This is a genomic window from Methylomonas sp. MK1, assembly GCF_000365425.1.
Lineage (GTDB): Bacteria > Pseudomonadota > Gammaproteobacteria > Methylococcales > Methylomonadaceae > Methylomonas.
This window is the reverse complement of sequence record NZ_AQOV01000001.1, coordinates 3,291,253-3,316,562: the sequence shown is the minus strand read 5'-3', so window position 1 is coordinate 3,316,562 and position 25,310 is coordinate 3,291,253. Positions and strand designations below refer to the sequence as shown.

Genomic DNA, 25,310 nt, shown 5'->3' with positions numbered 1-25,310 from the left:
ATGTCAGATAATCCATTAGCTTACGAAGACGCAAAGTCTAAGGGCATACTTTGGGGTTTTGGTTCGCTGTTAGGCGTTGTTCTGATTGTCATGCTGGTTTTAGGCGAATGGTGGAGCCGCGAGCCCGAGCAATTCAGCGTTCAGGACGAAGCGATTGAGCGTATGAATGTCACCCATACCGATCAAATGCCGATTGGTTACGTCTATGCCAACACGCTGGCGCATATCGCCGACGTAATACTGTTTAAATCCGGCGGCTACCTGTCCAACGACGTGGCCCCGCCCGGCCTGTTTTGCGATAACATTCAAAACTTCGAGTACGGCGCGCTGGTCATGTTGCGCGACGGCACCACCGCATTACGTAACCATTTCGCCCGCGACCAATCGCAATCCGCGGAAGACCCTGATTTGGCAAAAGCCGAGCCGTACTTTTACTATGAACGCAATTCCTGGGCTTTGCCGTCCACCGAATCGGAATATGTAAAAGGTATCGAAGCGCTGCACGCTTATATGGTTCGCCTGCAAAACCCGTCTTCCACGTCAAAAGCCGCGCAGTTCCACTCCAGAGCGGATAACCTGTGGCAATATACCGAGGTTGTCATCAAGCGACTCGGCGGTCTCTCGACCCGCTTGGCGGCCAGTACCGACAAATTTTCCGGCGCAACCCACGGCGACCCATCCAATCCGATCGACATCAATATGCCGACCATCGGCCAAACGCCCTGGATGGAAATCGATAACGTATTCTACGAAGCGCGCGGCTCCTGCTGGGCGTTGTTACATATTCTAAAAGCCATCAAGCATGACTTTTCCGATATCCTGCTCGACAAACGGGCAATGAACACTTTGGATAATATGATCCAAGCTCTGGAAAACGCCTTATCACCCACCTTGAGCCCGGTAGTATTAAACGGCGACGGCTTCGGTATATTCGCCAACTATTCGCTGGCGATGGCCAACTACATTGCTCGTGCCAACGCGGCTGCGCTGGACTTGCGGGACGTGATGAACAGAGGTTAATGCCATCATGCAGGAACAAATTAACGAAAATCTGAAAAAAATCGAGACCTGGAAACGCATCATTTTCATGCTGATTTTCGCGGCCATCGATAGCTTGGTTAAACTATTGTTGTGGCTGGTGATTTTGTTGCAGGTCGGCTCGGTGCTGTTTACCGGTGACGCTAACGCGAATATCCTCAACTTTGGCCGTAGCCTGTCAACTTACCATTATCATATTTTGCTGTTTTTGACGTTCAATACCGAGCAGCTGCCGTTTCCGTTTTCCGATTGGAACGAAACCGCCAAACTGGAATTGATCGGCAAGCAGTGATTTTCCATGGAAGCAGCGCCGCGCAAAATCATCCACATAGACATGGATGCATTTTATGCGGCGGTTGAACAGCGCGACCATCCCCAATTTAGAAATAAACCCATCATTGTCGGCGGTAAGCCTGATTCGCGCGGCGTAGTCGCCACCTGTAGTTATGAAACCCGCCAGTTTGGCGTACGTTCGGCCATGCCTTCCGCGCATGCTTACCGACTCTGCCCGCAAGCTATTTTCGTTAAGCCGCGTTTTGATGTTTACCGGGAAGCGTCCGAGACTATCCGTGGGATTTTCGCTCGTTACTGTGAACGTTTCGAACCCTTGTCGCTGGACGAAGCCTATCTGGATGTTAGCGATAGCGAGCTTTATCAAGGCTCGGCGACTTTGCTGGCCAAGCACATCAAGCAGGAGATACGCCGACAAACCGAGTTAGTGGCGTCCGCCGGCATTTCCTACAATAAATTTCTCGCCAAAATCGCCTCGGACCTGGGCAAGCCGGACGGCTTGTATCTCATTACACCCGAACAAGGCCCGGCGTTTGTGGAAAATCTGGCTATAGGCAAGTTTCACGGCATCGGCCGCGCTACCGAACAGAAAATGTACGACTTGGGCATCGTTACCGGCAAAGATCTAAAACAATTGCCGCTGGCGGAATTACAACGGCATTTCGGCAAAGCCGGCCAACACTATTACAACATTGCCCGGGGTATTGATCCGCGCCAGGTCAATGCCAATCGAGCCCGCAAATCGGTGGGCATCGAGACCACGTTTGATCACGACATAGCCGACCAGACGAGCATTCTGCGCTATTTACAGGAATTGCTGGAAAAAGCCCTGGGCAGATTGGCCGAAAAACAGATGACGGCCTACACGCTGACTGTGAAAATAAAATATCAAAATTTCGTGCAGATCACCCGCGGGCGAACCTTGGCGGAACCGATCAGCGATAGCCCAACTACTAGAATGCTATTGAGCGAATTACTGAAAAATACCGGCATCGGCACCACCAAAGTGCGACTACTGGGCGTTACCTTATCGGGTCTGGAAAATGGCGACAGCCGCCTGCGCCAATATAGGCAAATGGATTTGTTCGACCTGGGTGGTTGAACTACTTCGCCGTAGCAAGGCCCGCAGGAATAGGCCTGCCCCAATCTTGTCCGTATTGATACATTCACTCTCTTTCACTGGAAGCTAACTTACCAAACATGTTCAATCAGTTAAAAATTGCCGTCCTTATTCCCTGCCATAACGAAGAAGTGTCTATTGCGAAAGTAGTAAGCGACTTCAGACAGGTTTTGCCGGATGCGACTATTTACGTGTTCGACAACAACTCCAGCGATAACACCGTCAGCGCAGCGCGGTCGGCGGGCGCAATGGTCCGCCATGAAACCCAGCAAGGGAAAGGCCATGTCGTACGCCGCATGTTCCGGGATATAGATGCCGATTTTTACCTGATGGTGGACGGCGACGACACCTATGACGCCAATTTGGCGCCGGACATGATCAAGTTGGCCATGAGCGGGCCTTACGATTTGGTGAATTGTATCCGCCGCGAAACCGGCGATGCTGCATACCGAGGCGGACACCGCTTCGGAAACCGGCTGTTGACCGGTGTGGTACGGCAAATTTTCGGCAACCGGATTCTCGATATGCTCTCCGGGTACAAAGTGTTTTCCCGGCGCTTCGTTAAATCCTTTCCGGCGCTGTCCACCGGCTTTGATATTGAAACCGAATTAACCGTGCATACACTCGAGTTGTCGATGCCGGCCGCACACATCGAAGGGGAGTACCGGGGACGCCCTGCAGGCTCGGAAAGTAAATTGCGCACCTATCGCGACGGCTGGCGCATCCTAATGTTGATTATCCGATTGGTTAGACATGAGCGGCCCATGGTGTTTTTTGGGGGGCTGGCCGGTTTGTTGGTGGCATTAGCCTTGCTGCTGATCTGGCCCGTAATCTTGACTTACCTGGATACGGGGCTGGTGCCTAGATTCCCGACAGCCTTTCTTGCCATGGGTATTATGCTGCTGGCGTCGTTGAGTGTTTTTACCGGCACAATTTTGGATACAGTGACGCGCGGGCGGAAGGAGTTGCGCATGCTGACCTATTTACAATATCCGCCACCGGTCTTTGTGCCAAACGCTTTTGCCGATTCTGCCGCTATCCTATCTGCCGACAATACTGCTTTATCTGCTGGTAACGATGATCTGCTCGGACAGATGTGGCGCTTCGGACTGGTCGGAGTAGTCGGCTATATTGTGAATGCCGGCTTGGTAGAGTCCCTAGTACTGAACATGGGGCCGTTACGCGCGCAAATGTTGGCTTTTCCGGCAGCCGTTACCGTCACCTGGTGGCTTAACCGGCGCTTTACCTTTGGCGCCAGCCACCACGCCATGCATCATGAATGGCTGCGTTATGTGCTGGCCAATATGCTGGGCTGGACCGCCAATAACGGCGCTTACTTGTGGATGATTTTCAGCGTACCTCTTGCTTATCAGCATCCCGCATTGGCTGTTGCCGTAGGCTCATTGGCCGGGATGGTATTAAATTTTTCGGCTTCACGATTAATCGTTTTTAAGAAAATTCGTCAAGCCTGATGACGGTTACCAAAAAAATAAATAGTCTGGCCGGAGCGCTGCCAATCGAATGGATTTTTATCAGCGGATTCCTGATCCATTTCGGCATCATGTATCCGGGCTTCCTGTGTTATGACGCGGTCAATCAAATCCTCGAAGCTCGCGAAGGCCGCTTTTCCGACTGGCATCCACCTTTAATGGCTATTATCTGGCGATTCAGCGATAGCCTGACGCCTGGGCCGGCGGGTATGTTGTTTCTGCAACTCGGCTTGGTGTGGACCGGCGCATATCTGACCTTTCAGGCTTATTTTAAACCGTACGGCGCAAAGGTTGCCGCACCATGGCTTTGCGTTTTACTATTTTTGCCACCACTGTTCGGTATCAGCGGCGCAATTTTGAAAGACATGCTGATGTGGGGCGCGCTATTCACCGCTTTCGGCATCGCGGGACATATAAAAAACCATAAGGGGCAAACCCCACGGTTGGCGTTTCTGTTATTCGCACTAACAGTATTGGACTTATGGTTAGCGATCCTGATGAGACATAACGCGTTTTTTGCGACGATACCCATACTCAGCTTTGCCATATTTCGCTTATTTCCAAAATACAGCGTATTCGGCTTGGTACGCGCGGCAGTTCCGGGCGCGGTGCTAGCTCTTGTATTATTTGCAGTCACGGGAGCGATAAACACCCGGCTCGCCGATAGACACACCTATCCCTGGGTGGCCAACGCCTCGTTCGATATTGCCGGCGTGATCAAACGGCTGGACGATAAAGGCCGGCAACAAGTTATTTTCGATCAACTGGCCGGCACCTTGAATTCAAGTGGCTCAGTCGAACCCCTGCTAAAAGCCTATACGCCTATGTATTGGCGGGAAATTTTCCGGACTAAGCCGCCCACGTTAGAGTTGCCGAAAAATTCGATGGAATCGCAGATCCATGGCTTTGCCAGCCTTTCCGACCAGCAACGGCAAACTCTGCATACACTTTGGATACAAACCATACTGGCGGAGCCGGTTTTATGGGTGCGTCACCGCTTGGCTGTATCGAAGTATGTGTTGGGTTTGGTGCCGGATAGCAGTTGGAGTCCGGTGATGATGGCTAAAGATTTTCCCAGCGACTTAGAACGCTTTTATGGATCTCATCCAACAGCGACCAAATTGCAAGAGTGGCTTGAGGCAGGTATGAGCGAATATGTCGAATACTGGTTTTTTCAACCCTGGCCTTATTTCGTGCTGACAATTTATCTATTTTTTGCCGCTGCGTTTCGCCGCGTGACGGCCAATATCGAAGTCATTTGCCTAACTTCCAGCGCCATCTTGCATGAATTGGGTTTGATGTTGGCAGCACCCTCACCGGACTTTCGTTACTCGCATTACATGATTTTTTGCAGCTTGCTGAGCTTATTGTTGCTGGCGCGTCCTTGGATGGCAAAAGCCAAATAATAATTTGGCTTTTGCATATTGCGTATACCACCCCAAACCGTCTCTGTTCCAAATTTACGGTCAGCCGCCAATTGTGCCAGTAGTGAATGACGGCTTGTGGAAGTGACGAATTGTCACAATCGATCCATTTCCGACAAATAAGATTTAATTTGGGGTGACAGGGAAAGGTAAATCCGCTGTCTTTGAAAATGTAGGTTAGCTGGTGTAATAGCACATTGTGAAGCCAGCACCCCCGATTACGCTATCGCTAATCGGACGGATGTATGGGCTATATGAATATCCTCACGCCGTGTCACACGACTGTCATTGGTTTTCTTGATTTGGTTAACCTATACTTCGGACTCTAACATTTACCCTAGGTAACAAATATGAATATTATTGGACACAAGAACCACGACAGATCGCTAAGTAAGACAAAACCAGTCATCGTGGCGGGGGTTTTAGCACTCGGGCTGTTGGCTCAACCGGCGCAAGCAGCGTTGACCTTCAGCTTTAATTATCTGAATCCGGGCCAAGGTTTTGATGACCCCACTTTTGGTGCGGCCAGAAAAACCGCGCTAAATGAAGCCGCAGGCATGTTAGGGGCTTATTTCAGCAACTACACGGCAAACTTAACCTATGACGTGACTTCATACAGTATCAATAAAAACACCTTAGCGTCGGCTGGTAGCGATTCATTCATCGTTCCCGGTACCTTTCAACAAACCATTGTACAAACAAAAATCTTGACTAATGGCGCAACTGACGGCAACGGTGCCGATGCCGATGGCAGCATTGATTGGAATTTTTTCTATAACTGGGGGTTGACTGATAACGTCGCGGCAAATGCGTATGACTTCAAAAAAGTCGGCATGCATGAGTTATTGCACTCATTTGGGTTTACTACATTTGGTAACGCTACCGGTGCAGGATTTGGTGGCAACGCTCCTGGCACCCCGGACACCTGGTCCAAATTTGAAAACTTTTTAACCGATGCATCAGGAAATCGACTGATCAGTACCGACGGTGTTTTCGATAGCACTAAGGTCGCAGCTCTGACCGGTGGTAGCGGCAGTGTATTGTTTAGCGGTGCCAATGCCGTTGCTGCCAACGGCGGCGTGGGCGTTAACGTATATGCACCGACTACTTGGACTGATGGCAGTAGTATTGCGCATCTTGACGACGATACACCGGCTCTTTCTCAGTTGATCATGGCATCAACCGTCTCCGAAGGATTAAAAACTCGCGAAATATCGGCTATAGAGCTTGGTATACTGAAAGACATCGGCTACACCCAAATCGCCGCGCCAGCAGCAGTTCCCGTACCGGCCGCAGCTTGGTTAATGCTCAGTGGCCTACTCGGTTTGTTTGGCGTCAATCGCCAACGTAGAGCCGTCTGATCGGTTTCGTCTGTCTATTAGAAGATGAGGTTTTTTCGGGAACCTCATTTCACAGTTGCCTTCCAGTTGTCCATGAAAATGTATAAATCGTCACTTTCCAGTTTGTTGCTGTTAGGCGTTATAGCCATGTTCAATCTCGCGGAAGCAGACGAAACGTTAGCGCGAAGCGCCCCGCCAACACAATATCCGTTGGCACAAGTGGCCATTTCGATACTACATCAGACCGGCCACGGCATTCCGGGCGGTTACGAGATCGCCATTCAGGGAAATGGCAACGGCTTTTATTTGCAAAATGCGCTAAAAACCGAACTGTACATTTCAAGCGACACCTTGATCGATCTGCTCAACGACTTTTATCGCATCCATTTCTTTGAATTAGCCAATACCTACCAAGTAAAAAAGCAAGTGTTGCTGCGCGATAACTTTTTAGTTGCAACCACGGCCATGAAAATGGCCGATACCAGCAGTAAGAAGCTGTGCATTCAACTCGCCGATTATCAAAAATGCGTGACTATCGTTAACGAGCAACCAGCGGAAGCCGCACAACTGATTACAAAAATCGAAAAATTATTTGTTCATTGATACTAACGATCATGAAAAAGCTGTATCACCCGGGCAAAGGAAAGCCATGTAGGCCGCAAATAGCCGATCCAAGACGTTCAAAATCTGGCAGAATTTACATTGGAATTGGTGGTGGTTTTGAAGTCGTAAGCAACGGCTGTTTTGTTCGCAATGCGCACATGTGATCCCGGAGGCTGGTGTTTGCCACGTCGGTAAGCGCAAAGCAGTGCCTGTTGGCGACAAACAGCGAGCGGGCAGCGAATAGCCTGTCTATAATATGCAAATTGATAAATTTTTTGCCGATAAATCCGATGTCTACGTGTCTATCTTACCGCTGTGCTTTATTACTGCTGGGTCAGATATTGGCGGTTGCCATGCTGAGTCAGCTTACCGGCTGCGCCAGCAAAGAAAAAGCACCGCTAACCGTATTGCCTGCTCCCGAAGGCGGCAACCGGATCGCCGCCAACGACGCGTTACAATTGCGAGGTGCGCCGTATGTCTATGGGGGGGAGTCGCCTAGCCAAGGCTTCGATTGCAGCGGTTTGGTGTATTACGTCTATAACCGTCAGGGATTGCGGCTGCCGCGCGACACCCAATCGTTGGCCCGGCAACTGCCGGCAGTGCAGCCTGAGCAAAGGCAGCCGGGCGATCTGCTCTTTTTCACCACTGAGCGACCGTTTTCACATGTCGGGATTTACATCGGCGGCGAGCAATTCGTGCATGCGCCCAGTAGCCGGACCGGCCAGGTGATGGTCTCCGACCTCCGGCAGCCGTATTGGCGGGAGCGCTTTATTGGGGTGCGCCGTCCCGTGGCGCGCTATTCCCTGTCGCTGAACGACAGCGACAACACAAGCTGCCGTCTAAACTAATCTAGCCAGCGAACCACCGCATCGCGTTCTTGCCGGGTTTTCGGCCGCGCCGGCGGATTTTTCCGGTATCCAAACGCCACCATATAAGCTGCGGACCAGTGTTCTAAATTCACGTCGGCGTTTTCCGCCAAGATCCGCTCCACTTCCCCGCGCTCGAAACCTTCTATCGGACAAGAGTCGATCCCTATCATCGCTGCCGCGGTCATCATATTAGCCAACGGTAGATAAGTTTGCCGGGTCGCCCAGTCGGTCAAAGTGCGTTCGGAACCCAGCAAGTCAAAATCGCTACGTTGGAATTTCTCGATCAGACCGCTACGCAGTTGGATGATGTCTTCCGGAAACTGCTGCACGTTGCGCATGATATGTTGCAGATAGGCGCTGTCGTAGCGCATGAAATGGCTTTTCCGCACCAAGGTCAACACCACATGGCTGGCAGTAGGCAGCTGCTTTTGTCCGCCCCAGGTAACAGACCGGAGTTTTTCCCGTAAATCCTGGTTTTGCACGACCAAAAACTGCCAAGGCTCCAGCCCAAAGGAGCTGGGCGAGAGCCTGGCAACTTCCAGAATAAAATCGAAATCCGTGCCGGCGATTTTGCGTTCGGCGTCGAATTCCTTACAGGCGTGACGAAATTGATACGCGTCGAGAATATCCTGCTTACTAATGGTCATCTTACAAGCTGTCGCCTACTTCACGTTGATAGAACGGCCATTTCTTCACGTGCAGATGTTTTCTGATCGGGGTTTTGATCACCGATACGCACAGCGCGATCGAGAAAAGACACCATACCGCGCAATACTCGTTCGGATCGTTGGTGGTGACGTCGGAAATCCAGGGCCCGATTAAATAATGGAAAGCTACGAAGCGCCAGGAACCATACATGATAGGCAGATAAAACGCCGCCAAGATATACGAAAACGCATGCAAGCCCCAGTTGAAACCCAACAGCCAAGTCACAGGTTGCGACATCAAACCGTTTAAAGGCATTTGCCAGGCGATATGCCAGTCACCGGAAACCGAACAGGTTTGCACACCGCAGAAACCCTCGGTGCCCGGCACGCAGTCGCCAGCCCAGGCGAACGGATACATCTTGATCAACATCGCCAGCGAACTGATCGCACACAAAGTATAAACCGTGGTTCTGATCTTCAGTTTGACGCTTTCCGGAATGAAGTACATCGCCACCATGTTCACGAAAAACGGCTGGAATGCGATATGTAAATAACCGAGCAGCGTCAACACCTGATTGTTCGGGTTATCACACAGATTGATGTACACATACGTTAATGCCTGCAGTAGTTCCATCAAGGCAAAATAGGTTAAGGGAATCCATAGTTCCTTGGATTCGCCTTTGTAAGCCACGTAAACAGCGGTTGTTAAACCTGCGGCAGCCAACACGCCTGACGCTTCTCCACTCCAACACATTGAAAAATACCTTCTTTATTTTAGTTATAGGCATAGGCATCTAGTTTTGTAACCGTGCGATCCAACGGCACTTAATGTACTGATTCAGATGTCTATGGGTTTTGCTACGATCCGTCGTAAAGGGCGGGAATTATTACATAAACCGGACTAAATCGCCGGATTTTGGCGGATCAGACTAGTACAAATCCACCGGATCGACATCCAGCGACCAGCGCACCTTTTTGGCTTCCTTCAAGACATAAATGGCCGGCAACAAACTATCCAGCAGATGATGCAGCTCTTTACGCTGCGGACTCTGCAATAGCAACTGGTAACGAAACAAGCCCGCACGCCGGGCCATCGGCGCCGTCACCGGCCCCAAGATCTGCACTTTGCCGGGATTTAGTTCGCTGATTTTTTGGCAAACGGCCTGTAAAAACTGCTGCGGCTCCTCGGCCTTACCGGCTTGCACCCTAAGCAAAGCCTGATGGCCGAACGGCGGCAAGCCGGCCTGCCGCCGCTCTTGCAGCGCGCTTTGCGCGAAAGCGCGATAGCCCGAGCTTAGCAAGGTATCCAGCAAAGGATGTTGCGGATGCCGGGTTTGCAATATCACCTTACCGGGTTGATCCGCCCGGCCGGCTCGGCCCGCGACCTGGACAATCAACTGCGCCAGTCTTTCGCTGCCATGGTAATCGATACTGAACAGACCGCTGTCTATATCCAGAATGGCCACCAGCGTCACGCCCGGAAAATGGTGGCCCTTGGCGAGCATTTGCGTCCCGAGAATAATATCGACCCCGCCATCGTGAATCTGCTCCAGATACTGCTCCAGCGAGCCCTTGCGCTGCGTGGTATCCCGGTCCAGGCGCACGATGGTCTTGTCCGGAAATAAGGTTGCCAGGGTTTGCTCGATACGTTCGGTACCCAAACCCAGCGCCTGTAATTCGCCGGTTTTACAGGCGGGGCACTGCTTGGGCAAAGGTTGTTCGCTGCCGCAGTGATGGCAGCGCAGCAAACGGTCGGCCGCATGAATCACCAGATTGGCGTCGCAGCGTCGGCAACGCGAGACCCAGCCGCAACCATGGCAAATCTGCACCGGCGCATAGCCACGCCGGTTGAGAAAAATCAGTGCTTGTTGTTTCTTGGCCAGGGTGGTGTGGATTTCCGCCAGTAGTGGTTCGGACAGGCCGGCTTGTATTTTTTTATTGCGAATATCCAGTAGCTGAAAACTCGGCGCTGTGGCATTGCCGGCTCGATTGGGCAAATGCAGCAGTTGGTAGCGGTGCTGGGCAACGTTCGCCATGCTCTCCAGCGACGGCGTTGCCGAGCCCAGCAATACCGGGATGCCTAAGCCCTTGGCCCTGGCGATGGCGACGTCCCGTGCGGAAAAGCGAAATCCTTCCTGTTGTTTGAACGAACTATCGTGTTCCTCGTCGAGAATAATCAAGCCTGGGCGCGGCATCGGCGTAAACAGCGCGGAACGCGTGCCGAGCATGATGGCGGCCAGGCCTTGTTGCATGCTCAGCCAGGCCTGTAACCGCTGGTTATCGGTTAGTTTGGAATGCGTGGACACCATGTTCACCGCAAAACGCTTTAGAAAGCGTTGCTCCAATTGCGGCGTCAGACTAATTTCCGGCAGCAAAACCAAGACTTGTTTGCCCTGCGCCAACACCTTGGCGATGATCTGCATATACACTTCCGTCTTACCGCTACCGGTAACGCCCTCTAGCAGAGATACGGTAAAGCGACCCAGATTGGCGATGACCGCAGCGATAGCTGCTTGTTGCTCCGGATTGGCCGGTAACGCGGTTTTGGTCAAGGCTAATTCAGAGCCTGGAATTGGGTCTTGCGCCGTGACTAAGCCCTTATCGAGCAAGGCTTTCAGCGCGGGTTTATAGGCGCTGAGCGCGGCACCTGTCATCGCACTACCGGTAGTTTGCAATAAAGCTAATAGCGCTTGTTGCTTGGGCGCGCGGCGAAGCTGTTCCGGGGAAACCAACCGACCTTGCGGGCTGAGGCCGAAGCAGTGCTGCCGTTGCAGCAAAGCCGGCCGGCCTTGGCGTAAGGCCACCGGAAACGCTGCGGCCAGCACTTCACCAATTGGGTGGTGATAATATCGGCTGGCCCAGCGTAATAACTGGATGTCGGTGTCAGCCAATAGCGGCAGGGTATCCAGAATGGCGATAGCCGGTTTGAGCTTATCCATCCGGACGCTGGAATGGTCCGCGACAGCCAGCAAGACCCCTACTTGCTGACGCTTACCGAAAGGCACCAACACTCTAATACCGACTTGCAATGCGGTCACACTAACGCCGTCTGGCGGCAAATAATCGAATAACCGGTCCAGCGGAACTGGCACAGCAACTTTCAAAATTAAATTGCCGGAAGTGTCACAGTTAGGCATGTCTCGTGATGTTTTTTTGATATTAGATCGCTAAGTCGTTAACAGGATTGAGGAATCTGAGTTACCCACAAAAACTGTGGATAACTCTGTGGATAGGCTTTTGAGAGAATCGCTTAGTGTCGGTTTTTATTACACATTTGTTAAATTGTGCAAATTTAAGCCAGCTGATTTGCCAATTATAAATCAATGACTTACGTAAAAAATTAATCTGTGTTAAATATCGCAGGCGCTATTGCAATGCTGCTCAGGCTATGCCCCGTTTTTGTGCATAACCTGTTGCGGAGCTGTATCGATTCGACGCGGTAACTGTTGCAGTTCCATCAATTGGGTGCCCCGAAAAAATCAGGGTTCCGACACTGAAAGACTCTTGACATGGCTGAAGCTTCTTTATCATCAGGAACAATTTCCCCAAGCAACTTGCCAATCGCGCAGCTAGACGGCATCGCCATCGTTAAAAAATTGCAGGCCCGCCCAACCCGCCAACAACAAAAACGCGAACAAGGTCCAAGCAGGAATACTCAGACCCAGCAAAGTCCAATCGATCTTCGCGCATTCGCCGGTACCTGTCAGCATTAATTTGATGGTGTCGGCTAGCGGGAAATGTTGAAACACGTATTCCAGCCCCGGACTGCATTCCGGCACTTCTTCGGGCGGCAGATGTTGCAACCAGACATGGCGGGCCGAGACGCTGGCGCCGATCAAGGCCGCAACCGCGCTGCACACCGCATAGACTTTCCGGCCACGATTGTGCAAACCGGCCATCAAAAAAATGACGCCTGTTGCCAAAATAGCCAAACGTTGCGAAATGCAGAGCGGGCAAGGCTCCAACTCTTCGACAAACTGTAAATACGCGCCAACCCCCAACAGCGAAGCGCAGGCAGCAAAGCCCAGGAAAAAACCAATACGCGGACTAAATTTTACAAAACTCATTTTCGACGTCTTTTTTGAATGCTCTAATTTCCCGCGAGGGACCCAAAATAACCAAGATATCGCCAACGCTTAAGCGGCGGTCGAATTCCTCAACTACAAAGTGTAGTTGTTCGCTAACCTGCTTATTGACGATACCGATCAATATCAAATTGTACTGCGAACTCAGCTGTAACTCTGTGACATGAGTGTTTTCCAGATAACTGTTTTCCGGAATCGTCACTTCGGCTAGGTGCAAATCGTGCCTGCCGAACACCGTATGATCAAAAATATCGTTGATATCCGGCCGCTTCAGCATGTCGTGAATCTTGCGCCCGCAGATTTCGTAAGGGTCGATAATCTTGTTGGCGCCGGCCGCCAACAGCTTTTCCGCCGACTCAGGGCTATCGACAATCGCGACGATATTCAACTGCTTATCCAGCGCCCGCGCCGACAGTGTCAGAAATACATTTTCCGAATCCGTGTCGAAAAAGCAAAATAGTGTATCGATATGCGCGCCGATGCCGATCAGCTTCAAATCGTCATCGCTACGGAAATCGATGTTGGCGGTTTCAAAGCCGTTTTCACGGGCAAGCGTAGCTTTGGCCGGGTCGTGATCGATGACGGTGATTTGATACAGCTCTTTGTCCAGCCGGCTAATGGCCTCGAACGACAGCCGGTTGTAACCGAATACGGCGACGTTTTTCATTTGGGCTTCCTGCTGAATAGACGGCGTTGTTCCACTTGATCGCGAAAATGATCGATGCCGTACTTACGGCCCAATAACACCAGCATATCGCCATGCCGCAGAATAAAGTCCACTTCCGGATTGAAATAAAAATGTTGCTGCTTAACCTGATATTTATTCTTATGTTTCAGATGAATCGGATTGTCGCTGATCACGCCCAACAAGGTAAGCTTTCGTTGCTGTAAATCCAGTTGACCGATTTGTTGATTATCCAAAGGCGACTTTTCGCTGACCAATACCGACTCCATTACCGTCTCGGTTTGGTTATGCAAAATACCGGAGATGGCCTCAAAAGCGACGGGCTGCCCAACAAATTCCGCCGCCAGCAAACCGGCAATCTCAAACGGCCTGATGACGTTATCAGCGCCGGCCTGATAAAGCTTGTTAACGTTATCGTGCCGATTGGCACGGGAAATAATGCGCAGGTTTTTATTCAAATGCCGGCTGGTTAACGTCACATAAACATTTATCACATCGTCGCCGGTGATGCACAAGATAGCGCTGGCGCCGCGGCAAATACCGGCGTTGATCAACACTTCATTGTTACTGGCATCGCTTTCTATCGCCAGATAACCACGCTTCTTGGCTAACTCGATTCGTTCAGGCACTCGATCAATGATTAAAAACTTCTGTCGGTCGTTCTGCAAATGGCGGGCGATCTCCTGGCCGACCCGACCAAAACCGCAAATGATGATGAAGCTATCGTAACGCTCAAGTTGGGCATAGGTGCGGCTCTCGCGCATTGACAACATTTTCTCGCTGAACGCGGCGATCAGGATGGAGGTGAAGAACGACAGCACTCCCAAGCTGGCCAGTATCAAAAAAATCGTCACCCAGCGGCCGCCGGTGGTCTGCGGGGTAATGTCGCCAAAACCCACCGTGGCCAAGGTAACAATGGTCCAATAAAAGGCGTCGAATAAATTATGAATACCGCTGTTGGTGGCTTGGTACTCGAACATATAAATCGACACGCTGGCGATAAACACCAGAAAGCAGGTGAAGATCAACAATGTCATCAATTCGAAGCGCTTGCTGGCCAAGGCGTCGGCAAACAATTTGGCGCTATTGGAATAACGGAATAGCTTAAACAGCCGGAATATGATGAAAATGCGCAAGATCGCCAGCGGCCGGTAACTGGGCAAAATGGCCAGAATGTCGATGATTGCGAACGGCGAAGTGATGTACTCCATATCCCTGACAAAGGCTTTGCGAAACACCCCGAGCAGATTGAAATCCAGGTTCAAATACAGCGCTTTCTCATATTCCTCGATGATTACTTTGTAGGTGTCGGAGTAAATCCAGCCCCGCAGGCAATATTCGACGATAAACACCATCAGAATCGCCAGCTCGAAATAGCCGCCCATTTTGCTGTCTTCGTGTTCGATGTCGTAAATCAGAAAAATTACGCTCAAAATCAGCAGGGCTATCATCGTCGCGTCGAAATACTTCTTCTTCCGGCTATGACTGTTTTCCAGCAGATCGTAAAAAAACAGCTTGGCTGACCGATACCAATCGGCGGATTTTAAGTAGTACGCGCAATAAACAATCAGTTTGGCTAGCATCTAGGGTTATTTCTTAAATTCGATCACTTTGCTGGAGGGATTTAGATTGATTTCGTCTATCACGCAATGCGAGCCGGCTTGCAGGATATAAGCAACAGCATCGGCAACATCCTCAGCCATCAGGGCTTGGCCGGACTGTTTACCGGGTGCGAACGACAATGTATCAAAAAACGCGGTATCGACCATGCCCGGATTGACCAAGGACACCCGCACAGAGCTTTTGCCGCATTCATCGCGCAAGGCCTGACTAAAGCCGCGCAACGCAAATTTGCTGGCGCAATAGATGCTGCCGTTGCGGCTGCCTTTTAAAGCCGCTTCCGAACCGATATACACCAGGTTGGCATGTGATTTTTGCTTTAGTGTCGGTAACAACGCCCGCGTCAGACAGGCCTGGGCAGTGAAGTTTACGGTCATCAAGGTTTCGATTTGTGCGTATGAAAATTGCTCCAGGCCGCCGAATTGGCCGAAACCGGCGGCGAAGACCACCGCATCCAGTGCCGGGAAATCACTTTGCAGTTGTTTGGCAAACGGCGGAACGCCGGCTAATTTAGCCAGATCCAGCTCGAGGCCGATAAAATTGGGGTGATGTTTGAAAAACTTCCGGCAGTCGCGCGATGTGCCAATCACTTGATGACCTTGCGCCAACAATTGCCGCGCAATTGCCCGGCCGATACCGGAACTGGCGCCCGTCACCAGTACCGTGCGCTTTAGAGCGTGCATGGAAAAAAAGCGCTTTGCGGGATGTATTCCAGCAACATTTGTGAGCAGTCGGCCATCATCGCCTGCTCCAGGTCGGCACGATAAGACACCATGCCGGACGCGGTTTGCAGCGGGCTGGCGAAGAGCTTTTCATCCGGGTACAGCTTATGGATTTTTTTGAAATATTGCTCCGGCAATCGAAACACACCCAAGCTGACCGAGTGCAAGGCCTGGGCATCGATTGCCGCAAAGACTTGCTCGAACAAGGCCCGGTATTGCTGGCGGTAGTCGTGCTGATAAATTAACGGATCAAAACGCAAACCAATTTGCCAATCTTGTTGCTGTAATTTAGCCGCCGCTTCGATACGCTTGGCCACATTCGGCGCTTTCGCTTCCACCTTCTCGGCCACCGCATCCGGCGATAGGCTGAAGGCCACCACACAGCGCGGCACCACGTCCCGATTCAACAAACTTCTGATTTGCGTACTCTTGGTGCGCAACTCCAGCCAGGCATTGGGCAATTCGGCAAATACCGGCAGAAACTGTTCGGCAAAGTCGGTGACCGGTTCGAAAGCCAAGCTGTCGCAATCGTAGCCAGAGAAAAAGTACACATCCTGATCCGGCGTCTCCCGGCAAATATGGCGAATCTGTTCTTGAAAATCCTCGTAATTCACAAACAGCACGTAATTGGCCGACTGATACATGCCCTGTAAAAAGCAATATCGGCAGTCGTACAAGCAATTCAGCATGTGCGAAAAGTAATAATTGCGCTGGCCGCCAATGCCATAGCCAGCCGGCGCCGGCAACACGAACTTTTGGTATTTTTCCGCCAGAATCAGGGCCGGATGCTGTTTTTGTAAACGAAAGTTTTGCGCCTTGGGATTAAACACCTCGCCGAATCGCTCGCAGACCACCGTCCGCGCTTGCGGAAAACGCCGCCGAATCGTCGCTACGCGCGGATGCTGCTCGATAGCGGATTCTATATAAAGGGTGTCTATCATGATGACTGAATACGGCAAAAAGGCTGTTGGGCATTATAAATGATTGCCGGACAGGGCGTGGTGATGGCGATAGGGCGCGAATTGCACCTTAGAAAACAGCGAATCGGAGCACTGCGGCAACTTGTCGCAACCACCCTGTGCAAATGGTCCGTTGCAGGCGCGCTAAATCCGTTATGATGGTCCCTGAGAAACAATAAAGTTTTTCAATTGGACCCAGTAGGAAAAAAGATACTTCCAATCAGCATGGATTTGCTTCAAGCCTCTTGTCGGCTATATGGCAAAAGGTGCTGTGCCGGTGCTATTTCAAGACGAACTTAGACCTAATAAGTTGCCGGTACAAAAAATCTATTCTGTGATGACGTGTTTTTTAGGGCATTGGACCTATTAACCATCACACAAAATCTACTTAATGAAATTATTTACAAAAGCAGTATTAACCTTGTCATTGGCAGCTTCTTTGAGTCTGACCAACGTTTGCGCATTTGCTGCTGAAGAAGCACCAGCTGCCGCAGCGCAATCCGGTAGCGCCGGCATTATCGCTCACATCGAAAAAGCGCTGGTTGAAATCAGCAAAAGTGATTTCTCCGCCGCGCAGATTCATCTGAAAGCCGCCAGAACCAGCTCCGAAACAATTGCCGGCAACTCCGAAGCCGCGAAAAAAGCCCACGCATCTTTGATGCAAGGACAGATCCTGTCTAAAAGCGGTAACGTAGCCAAAGCAACCGAAGAATTGACCAAGACTATCGAACTGTATAAAGCGCTTTAAAGCTTGAACAGGGCTGGGCTGTTACGTCGGTCCAGCCTAAATTCAGGGGAGAAACGCAACCCCGAATAAGCAACACAGTCACATCCCAAAATAGGCATAGCCAGTAACGGCTATAACGCCGATTCCGACAATCTTGACCTTATCCACCAGCGCTTGCTGGCCCCAAAAGTAAAGACAACTGGCTTTTTTGCGGCACCAGAAGGCTATCAGACTATTGCCCGCCCGCCGACAGTTATGCGGAACAATACGCCAAAGAAAGAAAAGACCGATCAGGCCGACCGTGCACAGAATATAAAACACGATGACTTGGGTAGTGTGGGTATCGGTATGGAATGCATGCTCGATGACATGGTCCAGATTGTATTCGGCATACTCGAAGATCAAGTGTATGACGTGTAAAACCACTTCGAAAATATGATGGACCAAGCCCATTAACAGCCCGAATGCGGCATCCGGCATCGCCAGGACGAATAAGACCAAGCTTAGCAGCACGCCGTTAACGGCCCACTGTTGTTTTTTGGTTCTGTCGATATGTTTGCTTAACAGCGCCGTATCTTCCGGCGTCAGATTGACGAATTGGGCGCCGATTAAATACGGATAACGGTCGTTTTCGTAGGGGTTGCTGAGTTTGCAATACACCACCTTACAGCAGGTCATGATTGCGGTCATGCTGGATAACAGCAATATCCGCAGCATCAGATAATCGCCGGCTTGCAGCGGCTCTTGCGAGGTAAAGGCGATACCGCTGGCACTGATATTGACGTTTAGCGTGTCGTTTTCCCTGCTTTGCGAATCGGGTAACGCTTGGTCGATGTCGGGCGGATTATTGTGTAGCAAATCATCGAAGTTTTCCGGCGCTTGCAGTTGCCCATCATGATCAAGCTTGCGGTAGAAAAGATTGGCTTGCTCATAAATGCGAAAAGCCACTCTGCGATTCAATTTTTTGCCGTTTACCTTAGCCATATTCATCAAACCTTAAAAATCGCGTATTACATACTGTCGATGATAGTCCAAGACTGCAAACTCTCAATCCGCATAAAAATAACCCGGACGCAGACTGGCGCGTTTGTTCAGGTTTCGTGTTTGTTCACCCAATGTTTTACAGCAGGCGGCTGATAATTGACATAGCGGTCCAGCAACAAATTTGGATCGGCCTCGACCATTAACATGGCCCGATGATGCGGCTTGACGAATTGCTCGGCAGCAACATGATCCAGAAAGCTAATCAAGGCATCGTAATAGCCCGCCACATTTAAAACGCCGCAGGGTTTTTGATGAAAACCCAGCTGCGCCCAGGTCCAAATTTCGAATAATTCCTCCAGGGTGCCGATACCGCCGGGCAGCGCGATAAAGCCGTCCGCCAGTTCGGCCATCAGCATCTTTCGTTCGTGCATGGATTCGGTGACGTGCAATTCAGTCAGATTGGGATGGGCGACCTCCTTGTGCGCCAAGGCCTTGGGAATAACGCCAATCGCTTGGCCGCCGAGCTTTAAGACCTGGTCCGCGACCATACCCATAATGCCGATCCCGGCCCCGCCGTATACCAAGCGGATATTACGGCTGACCAGCTCGGCGGCCAAGGCTTGGGCGGCCGTGCCGTATGCCTCAATCCGGCCAGGGCTGGAACCGCAATAGATACAAATACTGTTTATCGTTGTCATGTCGGGTATGCCGAAGAATCAGGGTGACTTATATTCGTTGGAAAATCATGCTGCGACAAGACGAATTTTACTGCCGCCAAATGTGTTGGTCACTGCCGACATGGTCGCTCACCGGCTGTTACTGATAGAATTAGCCTTTTTAGTCAGACAGGCATCATGCGCTTAATTCGGGGTTTGAATCATCTTGAGCCGTTACGCGACGGCTGCGTGTTGACCATAGGCAATTTCGACGGCCTGCATCTTGGGCATCGGCTGGTGATCGAAAAGCTGGCCGAGCACGGCCGGCGTCTGAACTTACCGACCGTAGCCATGGTCTTCGAGCCTCAGCCTTTAGAGTATTTTCTTGGCGATCATGCGCCGTCCAGATTGACCCGGTTGCGCGAGAAAACGATTCAATTTGCTAAATTACCTGTCGACGAATTACTGGTTTTACCCTTTAACCGCAGCCTCGCCGATTGCGATGCCGAGCATTTCATTCGCGACATTTTGGTCGAGCGCTTGCGCGTCAAGCATTTGGTGGTTGGCGACGATTTTCACTTCGGCAAGGCGCGGCGCGGCAATTTTGCGCTGTTGCAGCATCGCGGCCAGGAACACGGCTTTGCGGTGGAAGACAGTCATTCTTTTGAATTGGCCGGGCTAAGAGTCAGTAGTACTTTGATACGCGATGCCCTAGGCGAAGGTCAACTTGAGCAAGCCAAACTGATGCTGGGCCGGGATTATTCGGTCTGTGGCCGGGTCGCGCACGGCGACAAGCGCGGCCGAGAACTGGGCTTTCCGACTGCTAATGTGCGGATGTTTCGGAAAAACACGCCTATCGTCGGCGTGTTTGCGGTGACGATGACCGGGGTTGACGGTGCCGAATATCAGGGGGTGGCCAATGTCGGCACACGGCCCACTTTCGACGGCGGCGCCAAAGTAGTTTTGGAAACGCATTTATTTAACTTCAACCAAGATATTTACGGGCTTTATGTTGAAGTACATTTTAAAAAGAAGCTGCGCGATGAAATCCGTTTTGCCTCGCTGAGCGAGTTGAAACTGCAAATCAGTCGGGATGTCGAACAAGCACAGCAATTTTTTAGTCAAACGGTGGAAAGGCAATGATTAACTCCGAAAATCTTCCGGCATCGCCGTGCGTCAGAAACTGTTGCCTAAACGACGACGATATTTGCCTGGGCTGCTTCCGTTCCCTGGAGGAAATCCGCCTTTGGTCTACCGCAGACGCGCAGACACGTCATTTGTTTTTGCAGCGCGTTGCGGAGCGCCGCATCGATATTTTAAAAACGCGCCGACTCGGGCCTTTCTATTCCGAACAGTTGCCGGGTATTTAATGCGGTCGGCGGCTGCGCAATATCGGTCTAACATCCAACCAAGCCGCAACGCTCAAATAAAGCAATAAGCCTGCGACACCGGCCAGCCAGACATTCCAGTGATAAGTATCCAACAGATAGCGGTTGGCAAAATATAGCGCCAAACCCAACCCGAAATAACCGGTGATCTTGAAGAGCGGATAGCTCACCGGATAATAGCGCCGGCCCAACGCCCAAGATAAAACCACCATAAACAGATAACAAACCAGCGTCGCCCACGCCGACCCGACATAGCCCCAGACCGGTATCCAGCAGATATTCAAAACAATCGTCAGGCCTGCCCCGGCGAGCGATACCCAGGCGCCCAGGCCGGTGCGGTCACTGAGCTTGTACCAGACCGACAGATTCACATAAATCCCCAGCAGCAGGTTAGCCATCAGTAAAATCGGCACTACCTCCAGGCCCACCCGATATTCTTCGCCGATAAAATATTTGAACAGATCGATGAACAGCATCACCACTAAAAATATAAACACCCCGGCAATCACGAAATACTGCATCACCAACGCATAGGCTCGCTTGGCGTCGGCGCGGCCGGCATAGGAAAAGAAAAACGGTTCGCCGGCATAGCGGAAGGCTTGCACGAACAAACTCATCAAGATCGACAACTTGTAGCAGGCGCCGTAAATACCCAGCATCTTCAGGTTGGTGGACAAATCGTAAGGCAATAGCACTTTAAGAATCGCTCGGTCCAGCATCTCGTTGATCATACCGGCAAAGCCGATGATGACCATGGGCAGGGAATAGCGCAGCATTGGCCCGAGCACGCGCGGGTCTAGCTGGAAACGCACCGCGCGAAATTGCGGCAGTAACAGCAGCAACTTGCAAACACTGGCTGCCAGATTGGCTAAAAATATGTAACCTACGCCCAGTTCAGGGTCGTAATAAGCAGCCAGTTCGCTATCCGGCCAGAGGCTTTGCAACTTGGGCCAGGCTAACAAAAACAGGAGATTTAATACGATGGCGATAAAAATCTCGGTCATTTTGATGCCGGCGAAACGCCAGGCCCGGTTCTCGGCGCGCAACCGGGCGAACGGCAGCGCCGACAAGGCATCCAGCGCCAAAAGCCAGCCGAACCAGAGCAAATACTCCGGATGTTGCGGATACTGTAGCCAGTCGGCCAGCGGCTTTTGCCAATAGTAGATTGCAGTGATGAACCCGAGACTGGTAATCAACAGAAAGCCTAGGGCATTGCGATAGACTTCGTCGCCGCTAAATTCCGGGCGCTGTCGGAAGCGGAAATAACCGGTCTCCAAACCCAACACCAACAGCACCGCGAAAAATCCGGCATAGGCGTAAAATTCGGAAACTACGCCGTATTCGCCGGCGCTGAAAGTGTAGGTATACAGCGGCACCAGCAGATAATTCAAAAAGCGGCCGACGATACTGCTGAGACCGTAAATGGCGGTTTGCGAAACGAGTTGGCGTAGTGAGCTCAAAAGCGGTTAATTCCAAAAAATGATGAAGCCTCTGCCTGAGGCCTAAGGTGGCGATATTGTAAGTCAGTTGCGGGCAGAGGGTTGTTGTCTCCGGCTCGGCTGAATCTAACCGGCTTTGCTTAAACTCTGTTCTATCAGGATTTCCGCCGCCGCCGAAGCAATATGCATCGCCCCGGATTGTCTGCGCACTTGTTCGCTGACGATGGCTCCGGAGATCAGCATTGCTAGTTGTTGAGAAAGTTGTTCCGGATTCCATGCACCCGCTTGCCGGGCCAAATCCGCCAAGATTTCCCGGAAGGTGTCGGAAAACTCAGCAGCAGCCAGTTGCACCGGGTTGGACGCTTCGGCAAATTCGGCCGAGGCATTGATGAACGGACAGCCGCGAAACTCCGGGCTGGCTAATAATTCTTCGAATACGGCAAACACCGCCAGCAACTTTTGCTTGGGTTCGCTGGCGCGCAATTCTACGCCGGCCAGGATCCGATTGAGCATGACCTCTCGGCTTTTGCTTAGATGCGCCAAGACCAAATCGTCTTTTGATGGAAAGTACTTATACAGGCTCATCTTGGTGGTGCCGGCGGCTTTTACTATCGCATCGACGCCGGTGGCCTTAATGCCTTGGCTGTAAAACAGCGCAGAGGCGGTTTGCAAAATGTGATCTTGGAGATTGCGGGCCATAATTGAGTACCGGGGAAAAAACATGTTGCAACTATACAGACCGGTATGTATTATTTCAATAGACTGACCGGTCTGTTATGGCGCAGTCTTTAATTCAACTACTGGAGATTATTCGATGATTACTTTGTATGGCGTGGCAATTAGCAACTATTACAACAAAGTTAAATTTGCGTTGATGGAAAAGGATATAGCGTTCATTGAAGAATTTACCGCACCCAGCCAGAACGAGGAGTTATTGCAACGTTCACCGCTGGGAAAAGTCCCCTTCATCAAAACCAGCGAGGGTTATCTATCCGAATCGCAAGCGATTCTGGAATATTTGGAAGACGCATTTCCGGAGCATCCCCTGTATCCGGCCGATGCTTACGAACGCGGCAAATGTCGGGAGTTCATTCAACATATCGAACTGAATGTTGAACTGATCGCCCGCCGTCTGTATGGAGAAGCCCTGTTCGGCAACACCGCGTCGCAAGAAACCAAGGACGAAGTCAGAGCCAAACTCGATACCGGTTTAACCGGTTTGGCCAAGCTGCTGAAATTATCTCCCTATGCGTTGGGCGACAGTTTTAGTACGGCAGACATCGTGGCCTGGCCGCATCTGCAACTGGTGGGCTTTGCCACCCAAAAAATTTACGGCGAGAATTTGGTGACTACGCATATTCCGGGCATTGAGGCGTATATACAACTGATCGAAAGCCGGCCGCACGCGCAAATAGTCGGTTCAGACCGGGCAAAGGCGTTGGAGGCGTTTTTTAGTAGCAAATAGGGGCCTATAGGCCCTATGCCGCGTTTCACCTTAGGTTTAGCGCTGCCTAATCATCTGAGCCCGGCCGCCGGCCAGCAAGTCTTTCGACGACTATAGGTTTGGGTAAAGAAATGATCCAGCCAAGACTGAATAGACGTTGAGCAATGAAGCCGGCTGCACCAGCACGACAGTAAGAATGGCGCGGACGGGCCTGTGAGGACGCCGGCCCGCGCCTTTTTAATGCTTAAGCTTCGTAGTTGGCGCTGGCGAATTCCCAGTTAACCAATGCCCAGAAAGCTTCCAAATATTTAGGACGCAGATTGCGGAAATCGATGTAATAAGCGTGTTCCCAAACATCGCAAGTCAACAACGGCGTTTGGCCGGCAGTTAACGGGCAACCGGCGTTGCTGGTGCTAACCAGTTCCAAACCGCCTTTATCATTTTTCACCAACCACGCCCAGCCTGAGCCAAAAGTGGTGACCGCGCATTTGGTAAATTCTTCTTTGAATTTCTCGAAAGAACCGAAAGTTCTCTCAATGGCATTCGCCAAACCGCCGGTAGGTTCGCCGCCGCCGTTGGGAGACAGGCTGTTCCAATAAAAGGTGTGGTTCCAGATTTGCGCTGCGTTGTTGAATACGCCGCCAGAGGATTTTTTCACGATCTCTTCCAGAGACAAGCCTTCAAACTCGGTGCCGGGAACCAGATTGTTCAGATTGGTGACATAAGTTTGGTGATGTTTGCCGTAGTGAAATTCGATTGTTTCTGCGGAAATATGCGGCGCCAATGCGTCTTTTGCGTACGGTAATGCAGGTAATTCAAAAGCCATCTTTATTCTCCAGATTGATTGAACAGCAGCAGTGATTAGGTACGGACTTACAGCCCAAACCTAATTACCCAGCATTATAATAAAGAATTGCGCTGAACGGTAACTTATACGGAAATCAATCGGTTATCAGTGTTTTTCTAAAGTGGGGGCGATTTTGGGTAAGTCCTCAGAGTAAGAAATCTAGACCACAATCCCCAGTTAGATGCTGGTCATAATCCATGTTAATGGATATCAAATAACCAAAATGGAAGGCGTTCGCTAAACATATTCCGCTTGCTTTTGCCCAAAGCTGAAGAGCAAAAAAACGTTATTTCTGAATCCAATCAGTGAATTGGTAGTGATCAGCAGTAGAAAAAACACATTTTCCAGCGAAAATTTACGCTATATTTTTGGCGTATTATTGAATTTATTGACAAAAAATCAAACAATTTCTGCTTTTCCGCATTACATTACGCAAATGTAATTTTACATTTGCGTAATGTAATAAATATGTACAACCTATTGTCTCGAGTAAACAAAATTTCGAGGGTTGTCATGAGCACTAGAGACAAAGGAGCTAAGTTCATCGAGCTAGCAAATAAGCGAGTAAACAAGGCTATCAAAGACATTCAACTCGTTGGGAATCTGGCGAATCGGCAAAATTATGAATTTACTGAAGAGCAAGCCCGAAAGATCGTTCGGGCGCTTCAGCAAGAAGTTGATCAAGTGAAGCAAAGTTTTCAAAGTACGGATGAAGGTGGCCGTAGTGAATTCAAATTGTAAGGAAGTTATGGTGTATTGAGAAATGAGTAATGACTGATAGCCCAATTAAAGCTGGTGCATTGTTTTCGGGTACAGTGATGATTACAAGGATGTTGAGTTTCAAGCAACTGTAGAATTTACAGTAGGTAAGGAAAAAATTAAGACCAATATTAGTTATGCAATTTCTTCAGAAGAAATATTAGAAGAAATTA

Annotated in this window: 26 protein-coding genes; 13 read left to right on the top strand and 13 right to left on the bottom strand. The window is 50.7% G+C overall.

What is annotated here, in order from left to right; all coding sequences use genetic code 11:
• From G006_RS0115725 to G006_RS0115690, 8 genes are all read left to right on the top strand, one after another.
• On the top strand, positions 1-1,020 hold the full coding sequence (locus G006_RS0115725; RefSeq protein WP_020484171.1) for a DUF2333 family protein: 1,020 nt from the start codon (positions 1-3) through the stop codon (positions 1,018-1,020).
• 7 nt (positions 1,021-1,027) lie between these two features.
• Positions 1,028-1,330 carry a DUF4389 domain-containing protein gene (locus tag G006_RS0115720; RefSeq protein WP_020484170.1) on the top strand — a complete coding sequence of 101 codons (303 nt, stop codon included), beginning with the start codon at positions 1,028-1,030 and terminating at the stop codon, positions 1,328-1,330.
• A 6-nt stretch (positions 1,331-1,336) separates the two neighbouring features.
• Positions 1,337-2,431, top strand: a complete 1,095-nt coding sequence (dinB, locus tag G006_RS0115715; RefSeq protein ID WP_020484169.1) for a DNA polymerase IV — start codon at positions 1,337-1,339, stop codon at positions 2,429-2,431.
• A 98-nt stretch (positions 2,432-2,529) separates the two neighbouring features.
• The gene (locus G006_RS25680) at positions 2,530-3,921 is read left to right on the top strand and encodes a bifunctional glycosyltransferase family 2/GtrA family protein (protein ID WP_020484168.1); all 1,392 of its coding nucleotides are present in this window, start codon (positions 2,530-2,532) and stop codon (positions 3,919-3,921) included.
• Entirely contained in the window at positions 3,921-5,345 is a 1,425-nt protein-coding gene (locus tag G006_RS0115705) for a hypothetical protein (RefSeq protein ID WP_020484167.1), read from the top strand. The genes G006_RS25680 and G006_RS0115705 overlap by 1 nt, the downstream gene beginning before the upstream one ends.
• Before the next feature lie 368 nt (positions 5,346-5,713).
• Positions 5,714-6,724 carry a hypothetical protein gene (locus tag G006_RS0115700; protein ID WP_020484166.1) on the top strand — a complete coding sequence of 337 codons (1,011 nt, stop codon included), beginning with the start codon at positions 5,714-5,716 and terminating at the stop codon, positions 6,722-6,724.
• Between the two features lie 72 nt (positions 6,725-6,796).
• Positions 6,797-7,306 (top strand): hypothetical protein, encoded by a 510-nt coding sequence (locus G006_RS0115695; protein ID WP_020484165.1) that lies wholly within the window; start codon positions 6,797-6,799, stop codon positions 7,304-7,306.
• 290 nt (positions 7,307-7,596) lie between these two features.
• A complete protein-coding gene (locus tag G006_RS0115690) occupies positions 7,597-8,154 on the top strand; it encodes a C40 family peptidase (protein WP_152428879.1) in 558 nt (185 codons plus the stop codon).
• On the opposite strand, the gene G006_RS0115685 is transcribed toward G006_RS0115690, so the two are convergent.
• From G006_RS0115685 to G006_RS0115650, 8 genes are all read right to left on the bottom strand, one after another.
• Positions 8,151-8,822 carry an NAD(P)H-dependent oxidoreductase gene (locus tag G006_RS0115685; RefSeq protein WP_020484163.1) on the bottom strand — a complete coding sequence of 224 codons (672 nt, stop codon included), beginning with the start codon at positions 8,820-8,822 and terminating at the stop codon, positions 8,151-8,153. The two genes, G006_RS0115690 and G006_RS0115685, sit on opposite strands and share 4 nt — an antisense overlap.
• Before the next feature lies 1 nt (position 8,823).
• Entirely contained in the window at positions 8,824-9,576 is a 753-nt protein-coding gene (locus G006_RS0115680; RefSeq protein WP_026147088.1) for a DUF5765 domain-containing protein, read from the bottom strand.
• Positions 9,577-9,751: 175 nt separating this feature from the next.
• Complete coding sequence (locus G006_RS0115675) at positions 9,752-11,959, bottom strand: primosomal protein N' (RefSeq protein ID WP_020484161.1); 2,208 nt, start codon at positions 11,957-11,959, stop codon at positions 9,752-9,754.
• 432 nt (positions 11,960-12,391) lie between these two features.
• Positions 12,392-12,889, bottom strand: coding sequence for a disulfide bond formation protein B (locus tag G006_RS0115670; protein WP_020484160.1), 498 nt, complete (start codon positions 12,887-12,889; stop codon positions 12,392-12,394).
• Positions 12,870-13,574, bottom strand: coding sequence for a potassium channel family protein (locus tag G006_RS0115665; protein WP_020484159.1), 705 nt, complete (start codon positions 13,572-13,574; stop codon positions 12,870-12,872). Before G006_RS0115665 ends, G006_RS0115670 begins: the two co-directional genes overlap by 20 nt.
• Positions 13,571-15,175: an NAD-binding protein gene (locus tag G006_RS0115660; protein ID WP_020484158.1), complete on the bottom strand. Its 1,605-nt coding sequence runs from the start codon at positions 15,173-15,175 to the stop codon at positions 13,571-13,573. The genes G006_RS0115665 and G006_RS0115660 overlap by 4 nt, the downstream gene beginning before the upstream one ends.
• Positions 15,176-15,181: 6 nt before the next feature.
• Entirely contained in the window at positions 15,182-15,895 is a 714-nt protein-coding gene (locus G006_RS0115655; RefSeq protein WP_020484157.1) for an SDR family oxidoreductase, read from the bottom strand.
• Positions 15,883-16,875, bottom strand: coding sequence for an SPL family radical SAM protein (locus G006_RS0115650; protein WP_020484156.1), 993 nt, complete (start codon positions 16,873-16,875; stop codon positions 15,883-15,885). Before G006_RS0115650 ends, G006_RS0115655 begins: the two co-directional genes overlap by 13 nt.
• Positions 16,876-17,284: 409 nt before the next feature.
• Between G006_RS0115650 and G006_RS0115645 the strand changes: the two genes are divergently transcribed.
• Complete coding sequence (locus tag G006_RS0115645) at positions 17,285-17,641, top strand: hypothetical protein (protein ID WP_020484155.1); 357 nt, start codon at positions 17,285-17,287, stop codon at positions 17,639-17,641.
• 78 nt (positions 17,642-17,719) lie between these two features.
• On the opposite strand, the gene G006_RS27160 is transcribed toward G006_RS0115645, so the two are convergent.
• Together G006_RS27160 and G006_RS0115635 are read right to left on the bottom strand one after the other, a co-directional pair.
• Positions 17,720-18,604, bottom strand: a complete 885-nt coding sequence (locus G006_RS27160; protein ID WP_160167678.1) for a PilZ domain-containing protein — start codon at positions 18,602-18,604, stop codon at positions 17,720-17,722.
• Positions 18,605-18,711: 107 nt separating this feature from the next.
• Entirely contained in the window at positions 18,712-19,302 is a 591-nt protein-coding gene (locus tag G006_RS0115635) for a TIGR00730 family Rossman fold protein (protein WP_020484153.1), read from the bottom strand.
• A gap of 156 nt (positions 19,303-19,458) precedes the next feature.
• Here G006_RS0115635 and ribF point away from each other — a divergent pair, with 156 nt between their 5' ends.
• Together ribF and G006_RS25670 are read left to right on the top strand one after the other, a co-directional pair.
• Positions 19,459-20,403, top strand: coding sequence for a bifunctional riboflavin kinase/FAD synthetase (ribF, locus tag G006_RS0115630; protein WP_020484152.1), 945 nt, complete (start codon positions 19,459-19,461; stop codon positions 20,401-20,403).
• Entirely contained in the window at positions 20,400-20,630 is a 231-nt protein-coding gene (locus tag G006_RS25670) for a DUF1289 domain-containing protein (protein WP_020484151.1), read from the top strand. The genes ribF and G006_RS25670 overlap by 4 nt, the downstream gene beginning before the upstream one ends.
• Here the strand turns inward: G006_RS25670 and G006_RS0115620 are convergent.
• Both G006_RS0115620 and G006_RS0115615 read right to left on the bottom strand, forming a co-directional pair.
• On the bottom strand, positions 20,627-22,108 hold the full coding sequence (locus G006_RS0115620) for a polysaccharide biosynthesis C-terminal domain-containing protein (protein ID WP_020484150.1): 1,482 nt from the start codon (positions 22,106-22,108) through the stop codon (positions 20,627-20,629). The two genes, G006_RS25670 and G006_RS0115620, sit on opposite strands and share 4 nt — an antisense overlap.
• A gap of 105 nt (positions 22,109-22,213) precedes the next feature.
• Complete coding sequence (locus tag G006_RS0115615) at positions 22,214-22,786, bottom strand: TetR/AcrR family transcriptional regulator (protein WP_020484149.1); 573 nt, start codon at positions 22,784-22,786, stop codon at positions 22,214-22,216.
• A gap of 115 nt (positions 22,787-22,901) precedes the next feature.
• On the opposite strand from G006_RS0115615, the gene G006_RS0115610 reads away from it, so the two are divergent.
• Positions 22,902-23,552, top strand: coding sequence for a glutathione S-transferase family protein (locus tag G006_RS0115610; RefSeq protein ID WP_020484148.1), 651 nt, complete (start codon positions 22,902-22,904; stop codon positions 23,550-23,552).
• A gap of 223 nt (positions 23,553-23,775) precedes the next feature.
• Here the strand turns inward: G006_RS0115610 and sodB are convergent, their stop codons facing one another.
• The gene (gene sodB, locus G006_RS0115605; protein ID WP_020484147.1) at positions 23,776-24,357 is read right to left on the bottom strand and encodes a superoxide dismutase [Fe]; all 582 of its coding nucleotides are present in this window, start codon (positions 24,355-24,357) and stop codon (positions 23,776-23,778) included.
• A gap of 534 nt (positions 24,358-24,891) precedes the next feature.
• On the opposite strand from sodB, the gene G006_RS0115595 reads away from it, so the two are divergent.
• Positions 24,892-25,119, top strand: coding sequence for a hypothetical protein (locus G006_RS0115595; protein ID WP_026147087.1), 228 nt, complete (start codon positions 24,892-24,894; stop codon positions 25,117-25,119).
• The last annotated feature ends 191 nt before the right edge of the window (positions 25,120-25,310 follow it).

What these genes read in the sequence shown, in the direction of transcription:
- G006_RS0115725 (WP_020484171.1), top strand. Translation starts at nt 1, where the DNA reads ATGTCAGATAATCCATTAGCTTACGAAGACGCAAAGTCTAAGGGCATA.
- G006_RS0115720 (WP_020484170.1), top strand. Translation starts at nt 1,028, where the DNA reads ATGCAGGAACAAATTAACGAAAATCTGAAAAAAATCGAGACCTGGAAA.
- dinB (WP_020484169.1), top strand. Translation starts at nt 1,337, where the DNA reads ATGGAAGCAGCGCCGCGCAAAATCATCCACATAGACATGGATGCATTT.
- G006_RS25680 (WP_020484168.1), top strand. Translation starts at nt 2,530, where the DNA reads ATGTTCAATCAGTTAAAAATTGCCGTCCTTATTCCCTGCCATAACGAA.
- G006_RS0115705 (WP_020484167.1), top strand. Translation starts at nt 3,921, where the DNA reads ATGACGGTTACCAAAAAAATAAATAGTCTGGCCGGAGCGCTGCCAATC.
- G006_RS0115700 (WP_020484166.1), top strand. Translation starts at nt 5,714, where the DNA reads ATGAATATTATTGGACACAAGAACCACGACAGATCGCTAAGTAAGACA.
- G006_RS0115695 (WP_020484165.1), top strand. Translation starts at nt 6,797, where the DNA reads ATGAAAATGTATAAATCGTCACTTTCCAGTTTGTTGCTGTTAGGCGTT.
- G006_RS0115690 (WP_152428879.1), top strand. Translation starts at nt 7,597, where the DNA reads ATGTCTACGTGTCTATCTTACCGCTGTGCTTTATTACTGCTGGGTCAG.
- G006_RS0115685 (WP_020484163.1), bottom strand. Translation starts at nt 8,822, where the DNA reads ATGACCATTAGTAAGCAGGATATTCTCGACGCGTATCAATTTCGTCAC.
- G006_RS0115680 (WP_026147088.1), bottom strand. Translation starts at nt 9,576, where the DNA reads ATGTGTTGGAGTGGAGAAGCGTCAGGCGTGTTGGCTGCCGCAGGTTTA.
- G006_RS0115675 (WP_020484161.1), bottom strand. Translation starts at nt 11,959, where the DNA reads ATGCCTAACTGTGACACTTCCGGCAATTTAATTTTGAAAGTTGCTGTG.
- G006_RS0115670 (WP_020484160.1), bottom strand. Translation starts at nt 12,889, where the DNA reads ATGAGTTTTGTAAAATTTAGTCCGCGTATTGGTTTTTTCCTGGGCTTT.
- G006_RS0115665 (WP_020484159.1), bottom strand. Translation starts at nt 13,574, where the DNA reads ATGAAAAACGTCGCCGTATTCGGTTACAACCGGCTGTCGTTCGAGGCC.
- G006_RS0115660 (WP_020484158.1), bottom strand. Translation starts at nt 15,175, where the DNA reads ATGCTAGCCAAACTGATTGTTTATTGCGCGTACTACTTAAAATCCGCC.
- G006_RS0115655 (WP_020484157.1), bottom strand. Translation starts at nt 15,895, where the DNA reads ATGCACGCTCTAAAGCGCACGGTACTGGTGACGGGCGCCAGTTCCGGT.
- G006_RS0115650 (WP_020484156.1), bottom strand. Translation starts at nt 16,875, where the DNA reads ATGATAGACACCCTTTATATAGAATCCGCTATCGAGCAGCATCCGCGC.
- G006_RS0115645 (WP_020484155.1), top strand. Translation starts at nt 17,285, where the DNA reads ATGAAATTATTTACAAAAGCAGTATTAACCTTGTCATTGGCAGCTTCT.
- G006_RS27160 (WP_160167678.1), bottom strand. Translation starts at nt 18,604, where the DNA reads ATGGCTAAGGTAAACGGCAAAAAATTGAATCGCAGAGTGGCTTTTCGC.
- G006_RS0115635 (WP_020484153.1), bottom strand. Translation starts at nt 19,302, where the DNA reads ATGACAACGATAAACAGTATTTGTATCTATTGCGGTTCCAGCCCTGGC.
- ribF (WP_020484152.1), top strand. Translation starts at nt 19,459, where the DNA reads ATGCGCTTAATTCGGGGTTTGAATCATCTTGAGCCGTTACGCGACGGC.
- G006_RS25670 (WP_020484151.1), top strand. Translation starts at nt 20,400, where the DNA reads ATGATTAACTCCGAAAATCTTCCGGCATCGCCGTGCGTCAGAAACTGT.
- G006_RS0115615 (WP_020484149.1), bottom strand. Translation starts at nt 22,786, where the DNA reads ATGGCCCGCAATCTCCAAGATCACATTTTGCAAACCGCCTCTGCGCTG.
- G006_RS0115610 (WP_020484148.1), top strand. Translation starts at nt 22,902, where the DNA reads ATGATTACTTTGTATGGCGTGGCAATTAGCAACTATTACAACAAAGTT.
- sodB (WP_020484147.1), bottom strand. Translation starts at nt 24,357, where the DNA reads ATGGCTTTTGAATTACCTGCATTACCGTACGCAAAAGACGCATTGGCG.
- G006_RS0115595 (WP_026147087.1), top strand. Translation starts at nt 24,892, where the DNA reads ATGAGCACTAGAGACAAAGGAGCTAAGTTCATCGAGCTAGCAAATAAG.